Source organism: Candidatus Poribacteria bacterium (assembly GCA_009839745.1).
Taxonomy (GTDB): Bacteria; Poribacteria; WGA-4E; order WGA-4E; family WGA-3G; genus WGA-3G.
In genome coordinates, this window is the sequence record VXPE01000079.1 from 33,923 (window position 1) to 50,785 (window position 16,863).

Annotated in this window: 16 protein-coding genes; 15 read left to right on the forward strand and 1 reads right to left on the reverse strand. The window is 47.4% G+C overall.

The features are described from left to right. Positions 1 to 34 precede the first annotated feature (34 nt). Positions 35 to 3,130, reverse strand: a complete 3,096-nt coding sequence (locus tag F4X88_13040) for an N-6 DNA methylase (GenBank protein ID MYA57217.1) — start codon at positions 3,128 to 3,130, stop codon at positions 35 to 37. Positions 3,131 to 3,506: 376 nt separating this feature from the next. Here F4X88_13040 and F4X88_13045 point away from each other — a divergent pair, with 376 nt between their 5' ends. The 15 genes from F4X88_13045 to nuoL all read left to right on the forward strand — a co-directional run bounded on the left by F4X88_13045 (position 3,507) and on the right by nuoL (position 16,846). Continuing rightward, positions 3,507 to 4,535 (forward strand): hypothetical protein, encoded by a 1,029-nt coding sequence (locus F4X88_13045; protein ID MYA57218.1) that lies wholly within the window; start codon positions 3,507 to 3,509, stop codon positions 4,533 to 4,535. Positions 4,536 to 4,594: 59 nt separating this feature from the next. Continuing rightward, a complete protein-coding gene (locus F4X88_13050; protein MYA57219.1) occupies positions 4,595 to 4,963 on the forward strand; it encodes an NADH-quinone oxidoreductase subunit A in 369 nt (122 codons plus the stop codon). Then, on the forward strand, positions 4,954 to 5,463 hold the full coding sequence (locus F4X88_13055; protein ID MYA57220.1) for an NADH-quinone oxidoreductase subunit B: 510 nt from the start codon (positions 4,954 to 4,956) through the stop codon (positions 5,461 to 5,463). The genes F4X88_13050 and F4X88_13055 overlap by 10 nt, the downstream gene beginning before the upstream one ends. Beyond that, positions 5,460 to 6,008: an NADH-quinone oxidoreductase subunit C gene (locus tag F4X88_13060; GenBank protein MYA57221.1), complete on the forward strand. Its 549-nt coding sequence runs from the start codon at positions 5,460 to 5,462 to the stop codon at positions 6,006 to 6,008. The genes F4X88_13055 and F4X88_13060 overlap by 4 nt, the downstream gene beginning before the upstream one ends. A gap of 214 nt (positions 6,009 to 6,222) precedes the next feature. Next, positions 6,223 to 7,419: an NADH dehydrogenase (quinone) subunit D gene (gene nuoD / locus F4X88_13065; GenBank protein ID MYA57222.1), complete on the forward strand. Its 1,197-nt coding sequence runs from the start codon at positions 6,223 to 6,225 to the stop codon at positions 7,417 to 7,419. Positions 7,420 to 7,434: 15 nt separating this feature from the next. After that, positions 7,435 to 7,791, forward strand: coding sequence for a hypothetical protein (locus tag F4X88_13070; GenBank protein MYA57223.1), 357 nt, complete (start codon positions 7,435 to 7,437; stop codon positions 7,789 to 7,791). A gap of 60 nt (positions 7,792 to 7,851) precedes the next feature. Next, on the forward strand, positions 7,852 to 8,055 hold the full coding sequence (locus F4X88_13075) for a type II toxin-antitoxin system HicB family antitoxin (protein MYA57224.1): 204 nt from the start codon (positions 7,852 to 7,854) through the stop codon (positions 8,053 to 8,055). A gap of 275 nt (positions 8,056 to 8,330) precedes the next feature. Next, positions 8,331 to 8,561 carry a hypothetical protein gene (locus F4X88_13080; GenBank protein ID MYA57225.1) on the forward strand — a complete coding sequence of 77 codons (231 nt, stop codon included), beginning with the start codon at positions 8,331 to 8,333 and terminating at the stop codon, positions 8,559 to 8,561. Positions 8,562 to 8,698: 137 nt separating this feature from the next. Next, complete coding sequence (locus F4X88_13085; protein MYA57226.1) at positions 8,699 to 9,226, forward strand: NAD(P)H-dependent oxidoreductase subunit E; 528 nt, start codon at positions 8,699 to 8,701, stop codon at positions 9,224 to 9,226. A 139-nt stretch (positions 9,227 to 9,365) separates the two neighbouring features. Beyond that, on the forward strand, positions 9,366 to 10,841 hold the full coding sequence (nuoF, locus tag F4X88_13090) for an NADH-quinone oxidoreductase subunit NuoF (protein MYA57227.1): 1,476 nt from the start codon (positions 9,366 to 9,368) through the stop codon (positions 10,839 to 10,841). A 14-nt stretch (positions 10,842 to 10,855) separates the two neighbouring features. Continuing rightward, positions 10,856 to 12,508: a molybdopterin-dependent oxidoreductase gene (locus F4X88_13095; protein ID MYA57228.1), complete on the forward strand. Its 1,653-nt coding sequence runs from the start codon at positions 10,856 to 10,858 to the stop codon at positions 12,506 to 12,508. A 167-nt stretch (positions 12,509 to 12,675) separates the two neighbouring features. Further along, positions 12,676 to 13,860: an NADH-quinone oxidoreductase subunit NuoH gene (gene nuoH, locus F4X88_13100; protein MYA57229.1), complete on the forward strand. Its 1,185-nt coding sequence runs from the start codon at positions 12,676 to 12,678 to the stop codon at positions 13,858 to 13,860. 11 nt (positions 13,861 to 13,871) lie between these two features. Further along, entirely contained in the window at positions 13,872 to 14,393 is a 522-nt protein-coding gene (locus tag F4X88_13105; GenBank protein ID MYA57230.1) for an NADH-quinone oxidoreductase subunit J, read from the forward strand. A 166-nt stretch (positions 14,394 to 14,559) separates the two neighbouring features. Beyond that, positions 14,560 to 14,859 carry an NADH-quinone oxidoreductase subunit NuoK gene (gene nuoK, locus F4X88_13110; protein MYA57231.1) on the forward strand — a complete coding sequence of 100 codons (300 nt, stop codon included), beginning with the start codon at positions 14,560 to 14,562 and terminating at the stop codon, positions 14,857 to 14,859. 85 nt (positions 14,860 to 14,944) lie between these two features. Then, positions 14,945 to 16,846: an NADH-quinone oxidoreductase subunit L gene (gene nuoL / locus F4X88_13115; GenBank protein ID MYA57232.1), complete on the forward strand. Its 1,902-nt coding sequence runs from the start codon at positions 14,945 to 14,947 to the stop codon at positions 16,844 to 16,846. The last annotated feature ends 17 nt before the right edge of the window (positions 16,847 to 16,863 follow it).

The following is a 16,863-nucleotide window of genomic DNA, read 5'->3' on the forward strand; positions in this document are numbered from 1 at the left end:
TTCGTAGTCGCGCAATTCATTACGCATTTCTGGCTCAAAGTTCCGGCAAATTCCCAACAATCTCCACCGTTTTTAGACTCACCGTAATAACCCGCTTAATCAAATCCACGATATATCGCGGTTCATCCATACGATTCGGATCGCTTTCAATCCCACTCCGCCTGTCTACTTTCACTCGATATTGATCCACCACCCATTCCAACGCAGACCGAGTGCCTAACCTGTAATCATAAACCGCTGCAGGGATGCCGTCCAGCGTCAAGAAATCGTTGTATATCAACTGCGTCTTATCTTTGGAGAATTTCATTTTCTCCACGTTCCAATCGACCGGCACGCCGGGGGTTTCATGCTGCCGCAATTGATCGTATATCGGCGCGGATTCATAGTTGATGTGGAGGTCTGCTAACGCCGCCCCCGCAGTGGCAAATCCCCAGAAGTCCGATGCAACCCCCCTGTCAAGGGGGGCAAGGGGGGTTGGGATATGCGGGAGGTCGCGCTTGAGGTTCATTTCGTATGTTTCCCGATAGGTGGGATGATGCAAGAGAGCGTAAATATAGTGGAAGATATCCCACTTGGTGATGGTATCATCGCCGTAGTGGTTTCGGAATTCGGTCAATGCCCAATCAGTGATGTTTTCTTGGCGGTTTGTGCCATCCTCATCGTAGGTGTAGAATGGGAAACATTGATTTCCATCTATAGAAGTTATCGTCAAATTTGGGATTACATTTGTTAAATAACACCAAAAATCGGTCCGCCCGCCCTTACTTGGCACACAAATCACTCGATTTTCAGATTCCGTCTCAGGTGTTGGAAAGATTCGGTACTGTTGATAACGTTCCTCATTCCAGAAATTATCGAAGTAGAGATATTTCTGACAAAAGGGACGATACAAAGCTGTGCGACAGTGGGTATCTTCATAGGTGCTTGGCTCCAGTTTTTTCAGTGATGCTTTAACTTGGCGAGTCCATTTGATACGCGAGTCAGTTGTGTCAATGAAATCTTCAACTGGAGTTTTTAGATTATGCCTTCGCTTTTTGTCAACAGCGGTGTTGTATATTTCAATAAATGTATGCACCCGTTCTCGTAACAACTCAAGGTCAAAAGAGTAAGTCAAAATATCTCTATTCGTGGCGACACCCAGAGAATATAGATTAAAAATAGTCTTTCCATCTGTTCTATTTTTTGTTTTCTTACTTCCCATGGGTAGGAAGGTGTCAAACTCAGCGTGCAATCCTTCGGTGAACCATGTATAGCGGTGATCCGGTATTATCTGCTGCCATTCAACGTTTTGATAATGTTCCTTTGAATTGAGATGGTTATACTTCTCCTCCTTCCGCCAAAATTCATCAACGCGAGCATAGAAGATTTCGGTGGATTTTGAATCTGTTTTCTCAGCACTTTTCTTGATAAAGAAATTAATACTCACGCCAACCTGAATGCCGAAGACGTTGTGTGTTGTTCCAGATAACTTTGGATTCTTACGGACGTTCCCGCCCAAGTCCAGAATATAAATCGCATCGAAATCGTCGGCGAGGTGTTTCCGCATCCCATCAAACGCCATACGGTCAAGAAAACCGTTATTCGTCACAAAGGCAACGATCCCTTCTTTACCAATCCGGTCAGATGCCCACCGAATCGCCTTAACGTACGGATCGTAGAGTTTATTCCTCAGTGTTGCTTCGGAATCTCTTACATACGTCTCCGCAACTCGATCATCCATCGTCTCATACGTCCGATTTTTGTTATTATCGTTCTCGTTAATCTGTCCCATGTTATAGGGCGGATTGCCGATGACGACAAACATATCTGCTGCTTTCTGTCGCTCCACGCGTTCTGTGTTTTCCTGTGTGAAGAGTTCTCTTTGCTGCTGCTCAAGCAACTCGAACGTGTCCGCAAGCGCGATCCCCTCAAACGGCAGATACGTTCCCATCCGTTGATAGTACTCCTGTTCAATGTTCAGACTAGCGATGTAGTAAGGCAGGAGCATCACCTCGTTGCAGTGCAACTCGTTGCGGTATTTCTCCTCCAACGCCGTGCCTTGGATGTCCTGCATGAGACGGACGATAAAATTGCCTGTGCCGACGAACGGATCGATGATGTGAACGCCAGTGTCCGACAACGACCGACCGAACTCGGTTTCAAGGATATACGCCACACTTTTCACCATAAAATCGACGATCGGCTGTGGGGTGTAGACGATGCCGTGTGTATCGGCTACGTCCTCGGAGAACCCTTGAAAGAACTTCTCATAAAAAGTGTTGAGAAAGTGCTGCTTTTGAGAGAAGTCTTTGCAGAGCAGGGCAGCCTGCTCGATAGCGAGGTAGAAGCGGTCGAGCGGTGCGAGAAACGCGTCGCGACTCACTGCGTGCTCCATAAGGGTGTCACTGACATTTTCAATCTCGCGGGCGATGATATTTCGGCGGGCGAAATCCGACCGATTGAAAACCGTGCGGAAGATACGTTCGGTGAGAATGTGTTGAATGAGCATCTCCTCAACCGCATCTCGTGAGAGATCTGGGTTAATGGAGGTCTGGCAAATTTCGTAAAAGTCGGTGAACCCTTTTTTGAACGCAAAATCGGTTTCGTGGCGTTGTTCAATGAGTTCTTTGAGTTTGCCTGCGAGGTCCGGCACCTGTTCTCTGAAATCGGAGACGGTCGTCTGCCAATTGTCAATCTCGGGTGGGACGTAAGCAAATAGATATTGGAGGGCGGCAATCAGGTTGGCGGGGTCGGTGATATCTATATCAAGCACCTCTACTGCGTTCTGATACAGGATGGCGCGCTGCGGTGTTTGGAAGAGGATATTGTCCAGCGGATAGCCTACATCCTGTTTCTCCTGTGCAGCTTTACGGAGGTTATCCGCTATATCTTTCGCCTCCCAGTAGGCGAGCGGGAGTCCGTATGTGTCGATGATGGCACCGTCGATAACGATACGATTTCCTTTTGGAGCGCGCATTGGATATTGTGGGACAAGCGTAGCGTTTATCTGCTTTGCGCAGGCGTGCAGAAGGGTTTCAAAAGGAGAACTGACCGCGCTTTCGCGTATGATGTCGTGTTGTGCGTATTGCTGTAGCGTGGCGTAGTAGTCGCGGATTGCTTTGTGAGTGGGTTTGAGATTGAGTCTCGGCATGAAGTTATGATAACAGATTCAGGGAAATACATCAACTTGCTTTTTTTTCTAAAAAAAACTTGACAATGTTTTTGAAATATGAGAAAATATTAAGCATATTAGGAAATTGTGTTTCTGAATCGGCATTAACTTTTAACTTTGGCAAAGTTTGCGAGCCATTATTAAGATGTGTCAACCACCCAAGTCTAAAGACTTGGGCTTGTGCGAAGCGCGCCAAGCGTCCACTCCACAAGTTAAACGGTTTTCTACAGTAAACTATCGTGGTATCTTGGCGTGGCAGCCAAACCTATGTTTCGGATACTCCCCTCGTCTGATTCCTCTTGGATACTGCGATCTGGAAGGGGCAATATACAACCCGAAAGGGAGATTACAAACCATGTTTGTTCCTGTAACAAGCAAGTCTGGCAAACGATTAATGCCGACACACCCTAACAAAGCAGGGGTGCTCATCAAGAAAGGGTTAGCAACACCCTATTGGTCTAATGGTATCTTTTGTATTCGCCTAAACTACGAAACCAAAGAACATACCCAAGAGATTGCTGTCGGTGTTGACCCTGGCAGTAAAAAGGAAGGTTTTACCGTCAAAAGCGAGGGACATACCTATCTGAATGTTCAAGCGGATGCCCATAACAAGGTCGGCAAGAAGGTAGAAAAGCGTCGTGAGTTGCGGAGGAGTAGACGTTCACGGAAATGTCCAAATCGCAAGAACAGAACGAATCGTCTTGCGAATAGAGAGCGTATCCCCGCAGGCACGCGCGCAAGATGGGATTGGAAACTGCGTATCCTTGATTGGTTATCCAAACTTTATCCTATCACACATGTTTGTGTTGAAGATATTAAGGCACGAACCCTACAACGTGCCAAGAAGTGGAATCAGTCGTTTAGCCCTTTGGAAGTCGGTAAACAGTGGTTTTACACGAAAATAGAAAAACGGTGGGAACTGCGAACACCTCAAGGGTGGAAAACCAAAGAGATACGCGATCGGCTTGGACTCAAGAAGTCCTCAAAAAAGTTAGCAGAAACTTTTGAGGCACATTGCGTTGATAGTTGGTGCTTAGCATATCACGCTGTCGGTGGGGAAGGCATCCCCGATAATACGAGTATCTTCTGTATATCACCGATACGGATAAAACGCAGAGAATTGCACAGACAGCAAGAATCCAAAGGGCGGAAACGTTCACGGCAGGGGGGTACTGTATTAGGCAAAGGATTAATCAAAAACACTTTGATAAAACATGTCAAATATGGTCTAACGCGACTTGCTGGTATTAACGCAAGAGGCTTGTTTTCCATATACACCTTAGAAGGAAACAAGCGATTAACAACGGACGCAAAGCGGTCTGATTTCAGATTGCTAACACGCCTTAACTTTAACTATAGGAGCGGGCATTCCTCCCAAACTTAAAAGTTTGGGAAACTTCCTGCCCGAAAATTCGGTGAGGGAAACCAAGTAGATTAGAAACAATGTTAATAGATTATCTTCCAATCTTGTTGTTGGGACTCTTCGCAGTCCTCTTTGCGGGTATTAATCTCGCCCTAACCCATATTCTTGGACCCAAACGCCCGAACCGCGTTAAACTCTCCGTTTACGAATCTGGTGTCCAACCCGTTGGCGATGCAAGGCAACGATTTACAATCCGGTTTGACCTCGTCGCGATGCTCTTTATCATCTTCGATATTGAGGTGGTGTTCCTCTACCCGTGGGCAGTGGTCTTCAAGAAATTCTCTGAAACGAGTGGTTTATTTATTTTAATTGAAATGCTGGTGTTTATCGGCATTCTTCTTCTCGGCTATATCTATGCTTGGAAGAAAGGAGGCTTAACATGGGATTAGATTTTGTTGGACGCGGGGTCGGAGAGACGGATGGAAATATCATCACAACGAGTATAGATAAGGTTGTCAACTGGGGACGTAAGAATTCGTTGTGGCCCATGCCGTTCGGAACAGCGTGTTGTGCCATTGAGATGATGGCGACCTTGGCTTCCAAATACGACCTCTCTCGATTCGGTTCTGAAGCGATCCGCTTTTCACCCCGCCAATCGGATCTGCTCATCGTTTCCGGCAGGATTTCCATCAAGATGATGCCGGTGCTAAAACGGATTTATGACCAAATGCCGGATCCGAAGTGGGTGATTTCGATGGGGGCATGCGCTTCCTGCGGCGGCGTGTTTGACACCTATACCCTCATCCAAGGCGTTGATCAGTTCATCCCCGTGGATGTTTATATACCCGGATGCCCGCCACGCCCCGAAGATCTCATTGATGCCGTGATACAGGTGCAGCAGAAAATCACCAGTGGTGCTTCACCTAAGGGAGTAGAGGCAGTCGTATGAATGAAGAGAAAGAAGTTGAAGAACAGTCGAAACCTCTCGTCCTTGAAAAATTAGAGGAACATCACGCAGATGCTCTTTTGGCACAGGACGAAATGCGCGGCACTGCCGTCGTTGTTGTTCGTAAAGAACAGGCTTACGCCGTTTTGGAGTATCTGAAAACGGATGCTGAACTCGCCTATACCTTTCTCGTTGATGTTACCGCTGTTGACAATTCTCAGATGGAATCCGAGTTGATGCAGTTTGACTACGCGCGGTTCATGGTGGTCTATCAGCTCTATTCCTATCAGGGACAGTGTCGCCTCCGAGTAAAGGTGCCCGTCCATGAAAGTGACTTAAGCATTCCATCCGTGACTGCATTGTGGAAAGGTGCAAACTGGTTGGAGCGTGAGACCTACGACATGTTCGGTATCAATTTTGAGGGACACCCCGATCTGCGTCGGATCCTGATGCCGGACGATTTTGAAGGACACCCGCTTCGTAAGGATTATCCACTCCGCGGACGTGGTGAGCGCGAACGCTTTAATTTTGATAAACAGAATGTCTAAACGGTTGTCAGAGGAGTAGTTTTCGGTTCAGATTTTTTCAAAAATTCTTTCAGTTTTCGGTGTTCAGTTACAAGAGGCGTTGGCTAACAATTCACCCAAAACTTGGAATATTCCAACACTTGGGAAGATTGTTACAAGAAACCCTCTTAACCGACAATCGACAACCGACAACCGATAACTATTGTAACCGATAACTACAAAAAAGGAGTATCTTATGCAAGGTGGGCTGGAACGCGCCACAGGTGAGAAGATGGTTCTCAGCTTCGGTCCGCAACATCCGGCAACGCATGGCACCCTTCGCATTGTGTTAGAACTTGATGGCGAATCCGTTCTGAAGGCGACACCACATGCCGGCTACCTGCATACCGGATTTGAGAAACTCGGTGAACACTTGGATTACAACCAGTACATTGTTGTAACCGACCGGATGAACTATCTGTCGCCGTTGTCTAACAATTTCGGTTATGTGCTTGCCGTCGAGCAGTTGCTTGACATTGAGGTTCCAAAGCGGTGTCAATACATCCGTATATTGATGGCGGAGCTCTCACGACTCGCAGATCACCTCTTATGGTTGGGAACCGCTGCCCTAGACTTGGGGGCGTTCTCTGTATTCCTCTATAGTTTCCGGGAACGCGAGAAGTTGTATAGCATCTTTGAAAAGACGACTGGCGCACGGTTGACGACCAGTTACACGCGTATTGGCGGTGTGCTTCGCGATCTCTATGCCGGGTGTGAAGAAGATATACGCGAATTCATCAATAACTTCCCGAAGGCGTTGAAGGAGACACACACGCTCCTCACACGAAACCGTATCTGGATGGATCGGACGAAAGGGGTCGGACCCATTTCAGCCGATGATGCCATCAACTACGGATTAACAGGTCCCTGCCTTCGAGCCGCCGGTGTAGCCCATGATATACGCAAGGCTGAACCGTATTCCAGTTACGATGAGGTCACATTTGATGTGCCAGTTGGAACGAATGGTGATGCCTACGATCGCTACCTGGTCCGGATGGAGGAGATGATCCAGAGTTGCGGTATCGTTACCCAAGTCTTGGAGAATATGCCTGACGGACCGGTCAACGTTGAGAATAATAAGATCACGATGCCGAATAAGTCCGATGCTTATGGGCATATTGAGGGCTTAATCCATCACTTTAAGGTTGTCATGGATGGACACGGTGTCGAAACGCCAAAGGGTGAGCATTATTGTGCAACCGAGTCCCCGAACGGCGAACTCGGATTTTATATTCTCAGTGATGGCAGCGGCACGGCTTATCGCATCCGCATCCGTCCACCGAGTTTCTTTCACTTCCAAGTACTCCCCCACATGTTGGAGGGCGGAATGGTTTCGGATACCGTGGCTGTCTTGGGAAGTCTGAATGTTATTGCCGGGGAGTTGGACCGCTAAAATGGAGAGAATGGAATGAAAGAGAATGAAATAAATCTCAGCGGCATTATGCTTTTCGTCAAAGACATGAAAACTGTCATCGCCTTTTACAGGGATGTCATCGGATTGACACCTGACGAAGATCAACCGTTCCCAGAACACCGCTTTTTCCGTTTTAATGCAGGTGATTGCACGTTGTGTCTCCATAGTGCCAGCAAACCCAACGAAGGCAGACAAAAACTCATGTTCCACGTTGAAAGCGTCAGTGCCATTCATCAGCACATAAAATCGAAAGGGAAACGATTACGAAAACTTGAGAACGAAAATGGGCAGGCCATTTTCGACATCCGCGATCCAGAAGGCAACCGTATTCAGTTTTACGGCAACTATTGATTTTGGAAGTTTTCGCAAAGATAGATAAAGCAATTTTTGAAGGGAGTGGCATTAAATTCCATGAAACTAAAAGTTGTTATCCACAAAGCTGAAGAAGGCGGATATTGGGCAGTAGTGCCATCAATCGTCGGTTGTGCTACACAAGGGGACACTTTTGAAGAATTACTTGAAAACATTTATGAAGCAATTGAAGGATGTTTATCCGTAGATGTTAGCACTATAGAAATTGCAGAAAATGACAGAGTAATGGAGATAGCTGTTTGAAAGTGCTAACCGGTAGAGCGTTTTGCCGTTTATTAGAAAAGCACGAGAAGGCAACCGTATTCAGTTTGGGGGAAAATACTAATGTAGCGTAGGCTGTTAGCCTGCGGCACCGTAGCAGAGGAAACCGTCGTTACTCGAATGTTACACTTTTCGCCAAATTATTTTTTTTACTACGGAGAATCAGATAAAAAAACATGGATAAACCCTTGTCGTTACAAGGGTTTCTGCTGAATATCTTTTGTACACTAAATGTTACACAATCGTAACATTTTTAAATGAAAAAGAAACTATTAGAAACCCAATTCGGGCTTTGCATCGAAAATGGAGACTGTGAGGACATAGAGAAGCGGAAATTCTACCAAATTCTGCCTGATGCAGAAGCGGCTTGTGCGGGGTATCTTCGAGTTATTGATGCGTCTTTGGAAGACTATTTATATCCGGAATCCTATTTCATTTTTATTCAACTACCTCGCAAAGTACAGGAGGCATTCGTAGCGGCAGTCTAATGGATGGGTTTTTGATACCCCTAACATCTCTCTTCTGAGCCTAAGATCGCAAGCCCGAAACGCAGTGGAGGGCGGCTCTGGAGCGAAAAGCGTCAAAGCACAAACCACATCCTTTAACCGCAAGGAAAATTAAAAATATGTCAGATGAACTCATTCAAATCGAAACGCCTTTCGCGTTTAATGAAGAAAACCAACGTGAATTCGACGCCTTGATAGGGCGGTACCCCGTTAAAGAAGCGGCGATGCTTCCGACCCTTCATCTCGCGCAAAGGCAGGCAGGATATATTACGCCCGCCGTCATGAAGTATGTCGCCGAGCAGCTCGAGGTGTCCGTGATGAAGGTCAAGGATGTCGTTACTTTCTATCCGATGTTCTTTGAGGAGCCGGTAGGAGAATACGTCATTCGGGTATGTCATACCCTTCCTTGTGCATTGCGAGATTGTAAAGGCGTTTTGGACCATCTTAAGACGAAGTTGGACACGGATGTTGCTGCTGAAACCAATCTCGCCAAAGGCACAACCCGTGATCGGAAGTTCACGCTCATGAAAGTGGAATGTCTTGCCTCATGTGATGTTGCTCCTGTTATCATGGTGAATGACGATTTGTATAAGAATTTAACCCCGGAAAAAATTGATGAAATCTTAGGCAATCTATCGGGAGAGTAGTTATAAAAAGGGGAATTAAAAACGTTTAGACCCCCAGGGGCTGTTGGAGAGCCTACTTTAGGTTTGGAAAGGTTCCTAACTTTACTGGAAACCGTTGCGTAATATAATGGAGCAACGCCCAGGAGTAATAAATTAAAAAATGGTTGAAGAAAGACGAATTCTCTACGAGCATCTGGATGTGCCTGATATTAACACGTTCGATGTGTTTCGGCAATACGACGGCTACACCCGTTTTGAAAAGGCAATCGCGGAATATCAACCAGACGATATTGCGAAAATGGTGATGGATTCCGGGTTGAAGGGTAGAGGCGGTGCCGGATTTTCGACAGGCTTGAAATGGAGTTTCGTTCCGAGAGACATAAAACCGTGTTATCTCTGTTGCAATGCCGACGAAAGTGAACCAGGGACGTTTAGCAATCGCTACGTTTTGGAAAAGAATCCACACCTATTGATTGAGGGGATCCTGATTTGCTGCTATGCAATGGGCATCGAGACGACTTATGTCTACATTCGCGGTGAATTCACACTCGGGAAAAAGATGTTAGATGCCGCCATCAAGGAAGCTTACGAGAAGGGATACCTCGGCAAAGACATCCGCGGCACGGGTCTCAACATCGACATTTATACACACCCAGGTGCCGGTGCTTATATCTGTGGCGAGGAGACGGGACTCATTGAATCGCTTGAGGGCAAACGTGGGCAACCTCGGAACAAACCCCCGTTCCCTGCTGTTGAAGGCGTATTTGGAAAACCAACCGTCGTCCAGAATGTTGAGACATTGTGTAATCTGCCCTTCATCATTGGCAACGGCGTTGAATGGTACACCCAGATGGGACCGACGTATGCCGATACGCGCGCGAATCCGCCGACACCCGACCCCAACACAGGCACGAAACTTTATTGCATCAGTGGTGATGTTAACGAACCCGGTGTTTATGAACTCGATCTCGGTTTGACCTGTTCAGAACTTATTGAGGTCGCAGGGGGGCTACGCGGCAAAGAGGTGAAAGCAGTTATCCCTGGTGGGAGTTCCGCCCCGATTTTAACACACTACGAGTTGGACACGCGACTGGATTTTACTTCGCTCACACTTGCCAAGTCAATGCTCGGTTCCGGGGGCATCATTGTCATGAACGAGACACGGAACATCGTCGATTGCCTGCTCAATATCATGAAGTTCTATGCACATGAATCTTGTGGGCAGTGCACGCCGTGCCGCTGGGGAACCCCGTGGGTGCGAGATATTGTGCAACGTATCGCCGATGGAAATGGGCGAAAAAGCACGATGACACGTCCTAAATTCGGTGTTGCTGAAAATGGTAGATGGGGGGATACCGGTGAGACAGAAGAGATCTACGAAGACTTAGAGTTGCTGGAAAGTGTCGCCAATAACATTGCGAATGTGGATACAATGACGTGGAATACGATTTGTGTCTTTGGCATCGCAGTTTCCTGGCCCGCCGTGAGTTATCTGCGCAAGTTCCGACCCGAATTTGAAGCCGCTATCCGAGAAGGGAAACTTGTCACTCTACCTGTTGCTGAAGCGACTGTCCCACCGGAGGAAAATTACGCGTATCAACAGCGGTTTATTCCGAAGGAGTTCGCTGACCTATAAGGAAAAATTAAAAAATGGCATTTGTTAAACTGAATGACCTTGAGATAGAGGTTGAAGATGGAACGAATGTAGTCGAGGCAGCCAGGCAACACGGTATTGAAGTTCCTCACTACTGTTATCACCCAGGGTTGAGCCGTCCTGCAAACTGCAGAATGTGTCTCGTTGAACCGCATGTTTTCTTTCCACCCGCTGGCGCAATTGTCCCGGATCGACAACTCGCAACCGGGTGTACCACGGTGCTGAGAACAGCACCCCCCGATAGGAAACTTGATGGGAAATACGACTTTATTGTTCGCACAGATAGCGAGCGCGTCAAAAAGGCACGCGCGGACATATTGGAATTTCTGCTTGTGCATCACCCACTTGATTGCCCCGTCTGTGATCAGGCTGGTGAGTGTGATTTGCAAGACTACTCGCATCGACATGGATATGATAAGAGTCGCTATCTTGAGGTCAAAAATGTTCCACCTAAGAAAGACTTGGGGCCTGATGTATTGCTCTACGCGACACGCTGCGTTGTCTGTACCCGGTGTATCCGATTTGCTGACGAGGTTTCCGGAACGGGCGAATTAGGCTTAGTTCACCGCGGCTCCCACGATGAAATTGATATCCCACGCAGCCACGAGGGTGTTCCCTTGCAGGTCCTGGATAACAAATTGGCAGGGAATGTTGTTGATATCTGTCCTGTTGGGGCATTGATTAGCAAAGACTTCCTGTTTAAGTCGCGTCCATGGTTCTTGGAGAAAGCGAACAGCGTCTGTTCAGGATGTAGCGTCGGTTGCAATATCACCGTAGAATATAAAGCCGACGGTGTTTACAGACTCAAGCCGCGCTTCCACGAAGACATCAACCAACATTGGATGTGCGACGATGGTCGCCTCGGTTACCACTATGTCAACAGCGATGACCGGCTCCAACTTCCCCTTAAACGGGTTGACGACGTTCTCACGCCAACACATTGGGCAGATGCCTTAGCCACGATTACAGAAAAATTGTCGGAAATAGAAACCGAAGATAGTGTTGTTATCGGCTCTGCACAGGGCACCAATGAAGACAACTACGTCTTACAGCAGTTCGCGCATGATGTCCTGAAAACAACGCAGTTGGGACTCTTTGGGCATCTGCCCGGTGAAGAACACAAGTTCCCACAATTTACAATTGAAGCCGACAAGAATCCAAACACGGCAGGGGCACGAACGATACTCGGTTCTGCGAATGGCAACACCGTTTTAGAGGGTGATGCGCTTTGGGAAAAGGTATCGAGTGCCAAAGTCGTCTACCTCGTGAGTGGTGCACCGGAACGTCCCCTTGAAGATGCTGAAAAAGCTGCATTGGAGAGCGTCGATTTCCTTATTGTGCAAGATGTTTTGCCTTCAGAAGTAACCCAGTTCGCCGATGTCGTCCTACCAGGAACAACCTTCGCAGAGAAAGATGGCACCTTCACCAACTCTACAGGATGGGTGCAGCGGATTCGTAAGACGCTTGATCCGCCGGGCGAAGCACGTGTGGATTGGGAAATTACGCAGCAGCTTGCCAAGCAGTTGGGCGGTGAGATGAACTATCACTTTGCTGGTGAAATCGCACTGGAAATCGCTGAGAATGTAACGGGTTATGCTGATGCAACACATCAAAAAATTGGAGATGCTGGGATTAAGTTAGCAGAATAGTTGTCAGTTGTCAGTTATCGGTTATCAGTTAAGAGGTTTTCGTCTAATACCGTTGCTTCTTAGGATAGCACCAAAACCCGGAGCCTGCAACAACGGCGCAGGCGGATACGAGGGACGCACGTTAAAGTCGAAACGTCTGTTGTTCCTCCGCAAGGTAAAATTAAAATATGGAAAATTTCCCTCTCGTTTTAATCATCAGTTCAATCGTCAAGATTCTCATCATTGTCCATCTGCTGCTTATTGGTGTGATGATAATGATCTGGGCGGAACGACGGGTGAGCGGATGGATGCAGGATCGGTTGGGACCCAACCGGGTTGGCCCCCAAGGCCTCCTCCAACCTATCGCAGATGGGCTTAAGTTCCTGTTTAAAGAGGACCTCATCCCAGATCACGTGGATAAGCCGCTGTATGTGATGGCACCCGCGATGTTGTTAGTCCCAGCATTTATGGCGGTCGCAGTCGTGCCATTTGGGAGTGCTATTACGGTATTTGGGCATGAAATACCGCTCCAGATTGCAGATATCAACATCGGTATCCTCTATATATTGGCGATAACGTCTCTTGGCGTCTATGGTGTTGTGCTCGGGGCGTGGGCATCTAATAACAAGTATTCCCTTCTGGGCGGGTTACGCTCTTCTGCACAGATGATTAGTTACGAACTAACACTCGGATTGGGTATTATCGGAATATTGATGCTAACGAGTTCTCTCAGTCTTCGGACAATCGCAGTAGAACAAGGTGCCTATCCGTGGCAGTGGAATTTCCTGATTCACTTTCCGGCATTTCTGGCGTTTACAACGGCGATGTTCGCAGAAACCAACCGATTGCCCTTTGATCTCGCTGAAGCAGAACAGGAACTGGTCGCAGGCTATCACACCGAATACAGTAGCATGAAATTCGCAATGTTTTTTATGGCTGAATATATGAACATGATCGTCGGGTCTGCCGTGACAGTGACGCTCTTCTTAGGAGGATGGCATTTCTTCGGTTTAGAAAATATGGGCGGCCCTGTATGGAGCGGACTGATCTCGTTCGGTATCTTTTTTGTCAAAACAGCGATTTTCCTGTTCGTGTTTATTTGGGTGCGTTGGACGCTCCCGCGGTTCCGCTACGACCAACTCATGAACTTCGGTTGGAAATTCCTGTTGCCTGTCGCCTTGACTTCAATTGTCGTAACCGGCATTTTATGGATAACGACCAACTCTCGCCTCATCGTGGGTATTGGTAATGTCGTCTCCGCGTTTATTGTTGTATCTATTGTCGCAAGTCTCCTTGTAATGAAGACACCTAAGCCGGCAATCCAAGATAGCGACAACCGGCTCACACCGTCCGCTCTCGACGCAATAGAATAGGAGGCATGCTTATGAATGCAGAACAGATTCTATTTATTCTCTTTGGAGGGGTCTCGCTGATTGGCGCGATTGCTGTTATCTCGTTTCGACATCCGATTTATAGCGCGCTTTCGCTCATTGTAACGTTCTTCGCACAAGCGGGACTTTTCGTCCTGCTCGGCGCACATTTCGTCGCGGCTGTCCAAGTCATCGTCTACGCCGGCGCGATTATGGTCCTGTTCCTCTTTGTGATTATGCTCTTGAACTTGGGGACCCTCTCGGCGAAAGGGGCGATTGGAACGAAACTGAAGGGATTCGCTATTATTTTAGGCATCCTTTTTGCCGCCGAAGGTATCTACATCGCAGTGAATGCCCTGAATGACACCGCAGTGGCATCAGCAGAACCTGCAGCGATAACGACAACCACTTACGACATTGGTGAGCTCCTGTTCAGCAAGTACCTCTTACCGTTTGAGGTTACTTCACTTATCTTGTTGGCGGCATTGATTGGCGTTATCGTCTTGGTCAAACGCGATAGTCAAGAAGAAAATTGAATAAAGAATCGTTGTCAGCGGTCAATCCCTCGCGTATAGCAAGAGAAAACGATTGCGATTGCCACAACTATTTCTTGGCAACTACTTTAACCCAGACCCGGTCGGAATTAACCGGAAACCACCGCGTAATGTAATGGAGCGGTGTCCAGGAGTACATAATTAAAAAATGTCATTAGAGTATTATCTCGTCTTGAGTGCACTCCTGTTTACAACGGGAGTCATCGGGGTCCTCATCCGCAGAAACGCTATCATCATCTTTATGTGTATCGAACTGATGCTGAATGCGGCGAACCTCGCCTTTGTAGCAATCAGTCGGAGTCTCGGTGAGGCAACGGGACAGGTGTTCGTTTTCTTTGTTATGACCGTCGCCGCTGCTGAGGTCGCGATTGGACTCGCAATTATCGTGAGCGTCTTCAAACATCGACAGACGATTAATGTGGATGAAGTTAATTCGTTGAAGGGCTAAGCAAAATTGGCTATCCGTTCAAGAAGATTCCGATGTGCGTCAGAAATCTCTTACTGAATACCTCGAACCCATAGAAGGATAAAAAATGACAATAGAATTAATTGTTGTCCTGTTAGCTGCCCCACTTGTTGGGTTTCTGATTAACGGGTTATTAGGACTTGCAGAAAATAAGGGGCTAAAAGGGAACGAGCAACTGAGTGGGTGGATAGGTTCGCTTGCAGTGCTTATCTCTTTAGTCTGTTCGATTATCGCTTTTGCCAGTTTGCACGGCGGTGCCGCCCCGTTCGATGAAACCCTGTATGAATGGATTACAGGCGAGTCGTTCGCTTTCAATATCGGGTTCCGCGTGGACGCACTAACGTCAGTGATGTTGTTAGTGATTACGGGTGTCGGGTTTCTCATCCACGTCTATTCGATTGGCTACATGCATGGCGATGCAGGATATACACGCTATTTTGCCTATCTGAACCTATTCGTCTTTGCAATGCTGATCTTGGTTCTCGGAAACAACTATCTGATGATGTTCGTCGGATGGGAAGGCGTTGGACTCTGCTCATATCTCCTCATAGGATTCTGGTATGAGAAGCAAACGGCAACGGATGCTGGAAAAAAGGCTTTCATCGTGAACCGGATCGGCGACTTCGGATTCTTGCTGGGTATGTTTACTCTGTTTGCTGCGTTCGGAACCCTCGATTTCGCGTCGATATTCGATGCCGCTGAGGCAGATAACTTTCAGAAAGTCTTTGGTGCCAGTACCCTCGTAATTGCGACGTTGCTACTCTTCGTTGGCGCGATAGGTAAATCGGCGCAGATTCCGCTCTATGTATGGCTTCCAGACGCAATGGAAGGTCCCACACCTGTCAGTGCATTGATTCACGCCGCTACAATGGTGACAGCGGGTGTATATATGATAGCTCGATCGGCTGTGCTTTATAATATAGCACATACCGGCGAAGTGGTCGCGTGGATTGGGGTTTTGACTGCCTTCTTCGCCGCAACAATAGCACTTACCCAGAACGACATAAAACGTATCCTCGCCTATTCCACTGTAAGCCAACTCGGCTATATGTTCTTGGGTGTCGGTGTTGGAGCCTACGCTTCTGGCATCTTCCATTTAGTAACGCATGCTTTCTTTAAAGGATTGATGTTCCTTACCGCTGGCAGTGTAATGCACGCGATGGCGAATGAATTGGATATGCGGAAGATGGGCGGCTTAAAAGCAAAGATGCCGATAACGCACTGGACCTTTTTAGTGGGGGCGCTTGCTATTGCGGGGTTTCCATTTCTAAGCGGTTTCTGGAGCAAAGATGAAATCTTGCACAGTGCATGGGGAAGTTCGCCTATTATTTACGTCATCGGTTTAATCACGGCATTTTTGACAGCATTTTATATGTTCCGACTAATCTTTGTGACGTTTTATGGTGAATCTCGTGTTGAACCTGAAGTTGCTTCGCATCTTCACGAATCGCCACCTGTCATGTGGGTACCCCTGGCAATCCTGGCGATTCCTTCTGCCTTAATCGGCTTACTTTTAGGCTGGGGTGGACATGACAGTTGGCTCCACCACTTCACAAAGAGTGTATTTCCAGAGGCACACCATGACGCATCGGGTAATATGATCTTGTTCATGGTGATTTCATCTGTAGTCGGTTTGGCAGGCATTGCGTTTGCATGGTCGCGTTATCGCGACAGGACCCCATCCGATGAACCGACAAATGCCCTACACAAACTTCTTGCGAACAAGTACTATGTTGATGAGGTATACAACGCACTCATTGTGCAACCGATTAAAAACGGTTCTCATTACCTACTCTGGCGGATTGTAGATAACGGCATTATTGATGGAATCGTCAACGGTGTAGGCTCTATTATCCGATTTATTGGCGGAACGTTGCGCCGCTTCCAGACAGGAATTGTCCAAGCCTACATTGTATCAATGGTTCTCGGCATAGTGTTATTCCTTGCATACTATCTGTTTTTTGTATAGACCTGTCACCCCTACGC

Excerpts from the sequence above, each read along its gene's own strand:
- F4X88_13085 (MYA57226.1), top strand. The coding sequence starts at position 8,699 with ATGTCAGATGAACTCATTCAAATCGAAACGCCTTTCGCGTTTAATGAA.
- F4X88_13080 (MYA57225.1), top strand. The coding sequence starts at position 8,331 with ATGAAAAAGAAACTATTAGAAACCCAATTCGGGCTTTGCATCGAAAAT.
- F4X88_13045 (MYA57218.1), top strand. The coding sequence starts at position 3,507 with ATGTTTGTTCCTGTAACAAGCAAGTCTGGCAAACGATTAATGCCGACA.
- F4X88_13040 (MYA57217.1), bottom strand. The coding sequence starts at position 3,130 with ATGCCGAGACTCAATCTCAAACCCACTCACAAAGCAATCCGCGACTAC.
- nuoH (MYA57229.1), top strand. The coding sequence starts at position 12,676 with ATGGAAAATTTCCCTCTCGTTTTAATCATCAGTTCAATCGTCAAGATT.
- F4X88_13105 (MYA57230.1), top strand. The coding sequence starts at position 13,872 with ATGAATGCAGAACAGATTCTATTTATTCTCTTTGGAGGGGTCTCGCTG.
- F4X88_13075 (MYA57224.1), top strand. The coding sequence starts at position 7,852 with ATGAAACTAAAAGTTGTTATCCACAAAGCTGAAGAAGGCGGATATTGG.
- nuoK (MYA57231.1), top strand. The coding sequence starts at position 14,560 with ATGTCATTAGAGTATTATCTCGTCTTGAGTGCACTCCTGTTTACAACG.
- F4X88_13060 (MYA57221.1), top strand. The coding sequence starts at position 5,460 with ATGAATGAAGAGAAAGAAGTTGAAGAACAGTCGAAACCTCTCGTCCTT.
- F4X88_13070 (MYA57223.1), top strand. The coding sequence starts at position 7,435 with ATGAAAGAGAATGAAATAAATCTCAGCGGCATTATGCTTTTCGTCAAA.
- F4X88_13055 (MYA57220.1), top strand. The coding sequence starts at position 4,954 with ATGGGATTAGATTTTGTTGGACGCGGGGTCGGAGAGACGGATGGAAAT.
- F4X88_13050 (MYA57219.1), top strand. The coding sequence starts at position 4,595 with ATGTTAATAGATTATCTTCCAATCTTGTTGTTGGGACTCTTCGCAGTC.
- F4X88_13095 (MYA57228.1), top strand. The coding sequence starts at position 10,856 with ATGGCATTTGTTAAACTGAATGACCTTGAGATAGAGGTTGAAGATGGA.
- nuoL (MYA57232.1), top strand. The coding sequence starts at position 14,945 with ATGACAATAGAATTAATTGTTGTCCTGTTAGCTGCCCCACTTGTTGGG.
- nuoD (MYA57222.1), top strand. The coding sequence starts at position 6,223 with ATGCAAGGTGGGCTGGAACGCGCCACAGGTGAGAAGATGGTTCTCAGC.
- nuoF (MYA57227.1), top strand. The coding sequence starts at position 9,366 with ATGGTTGAAGAAAGACGAATTCTCTACGAGCATCTGGATGTGCCTGAT.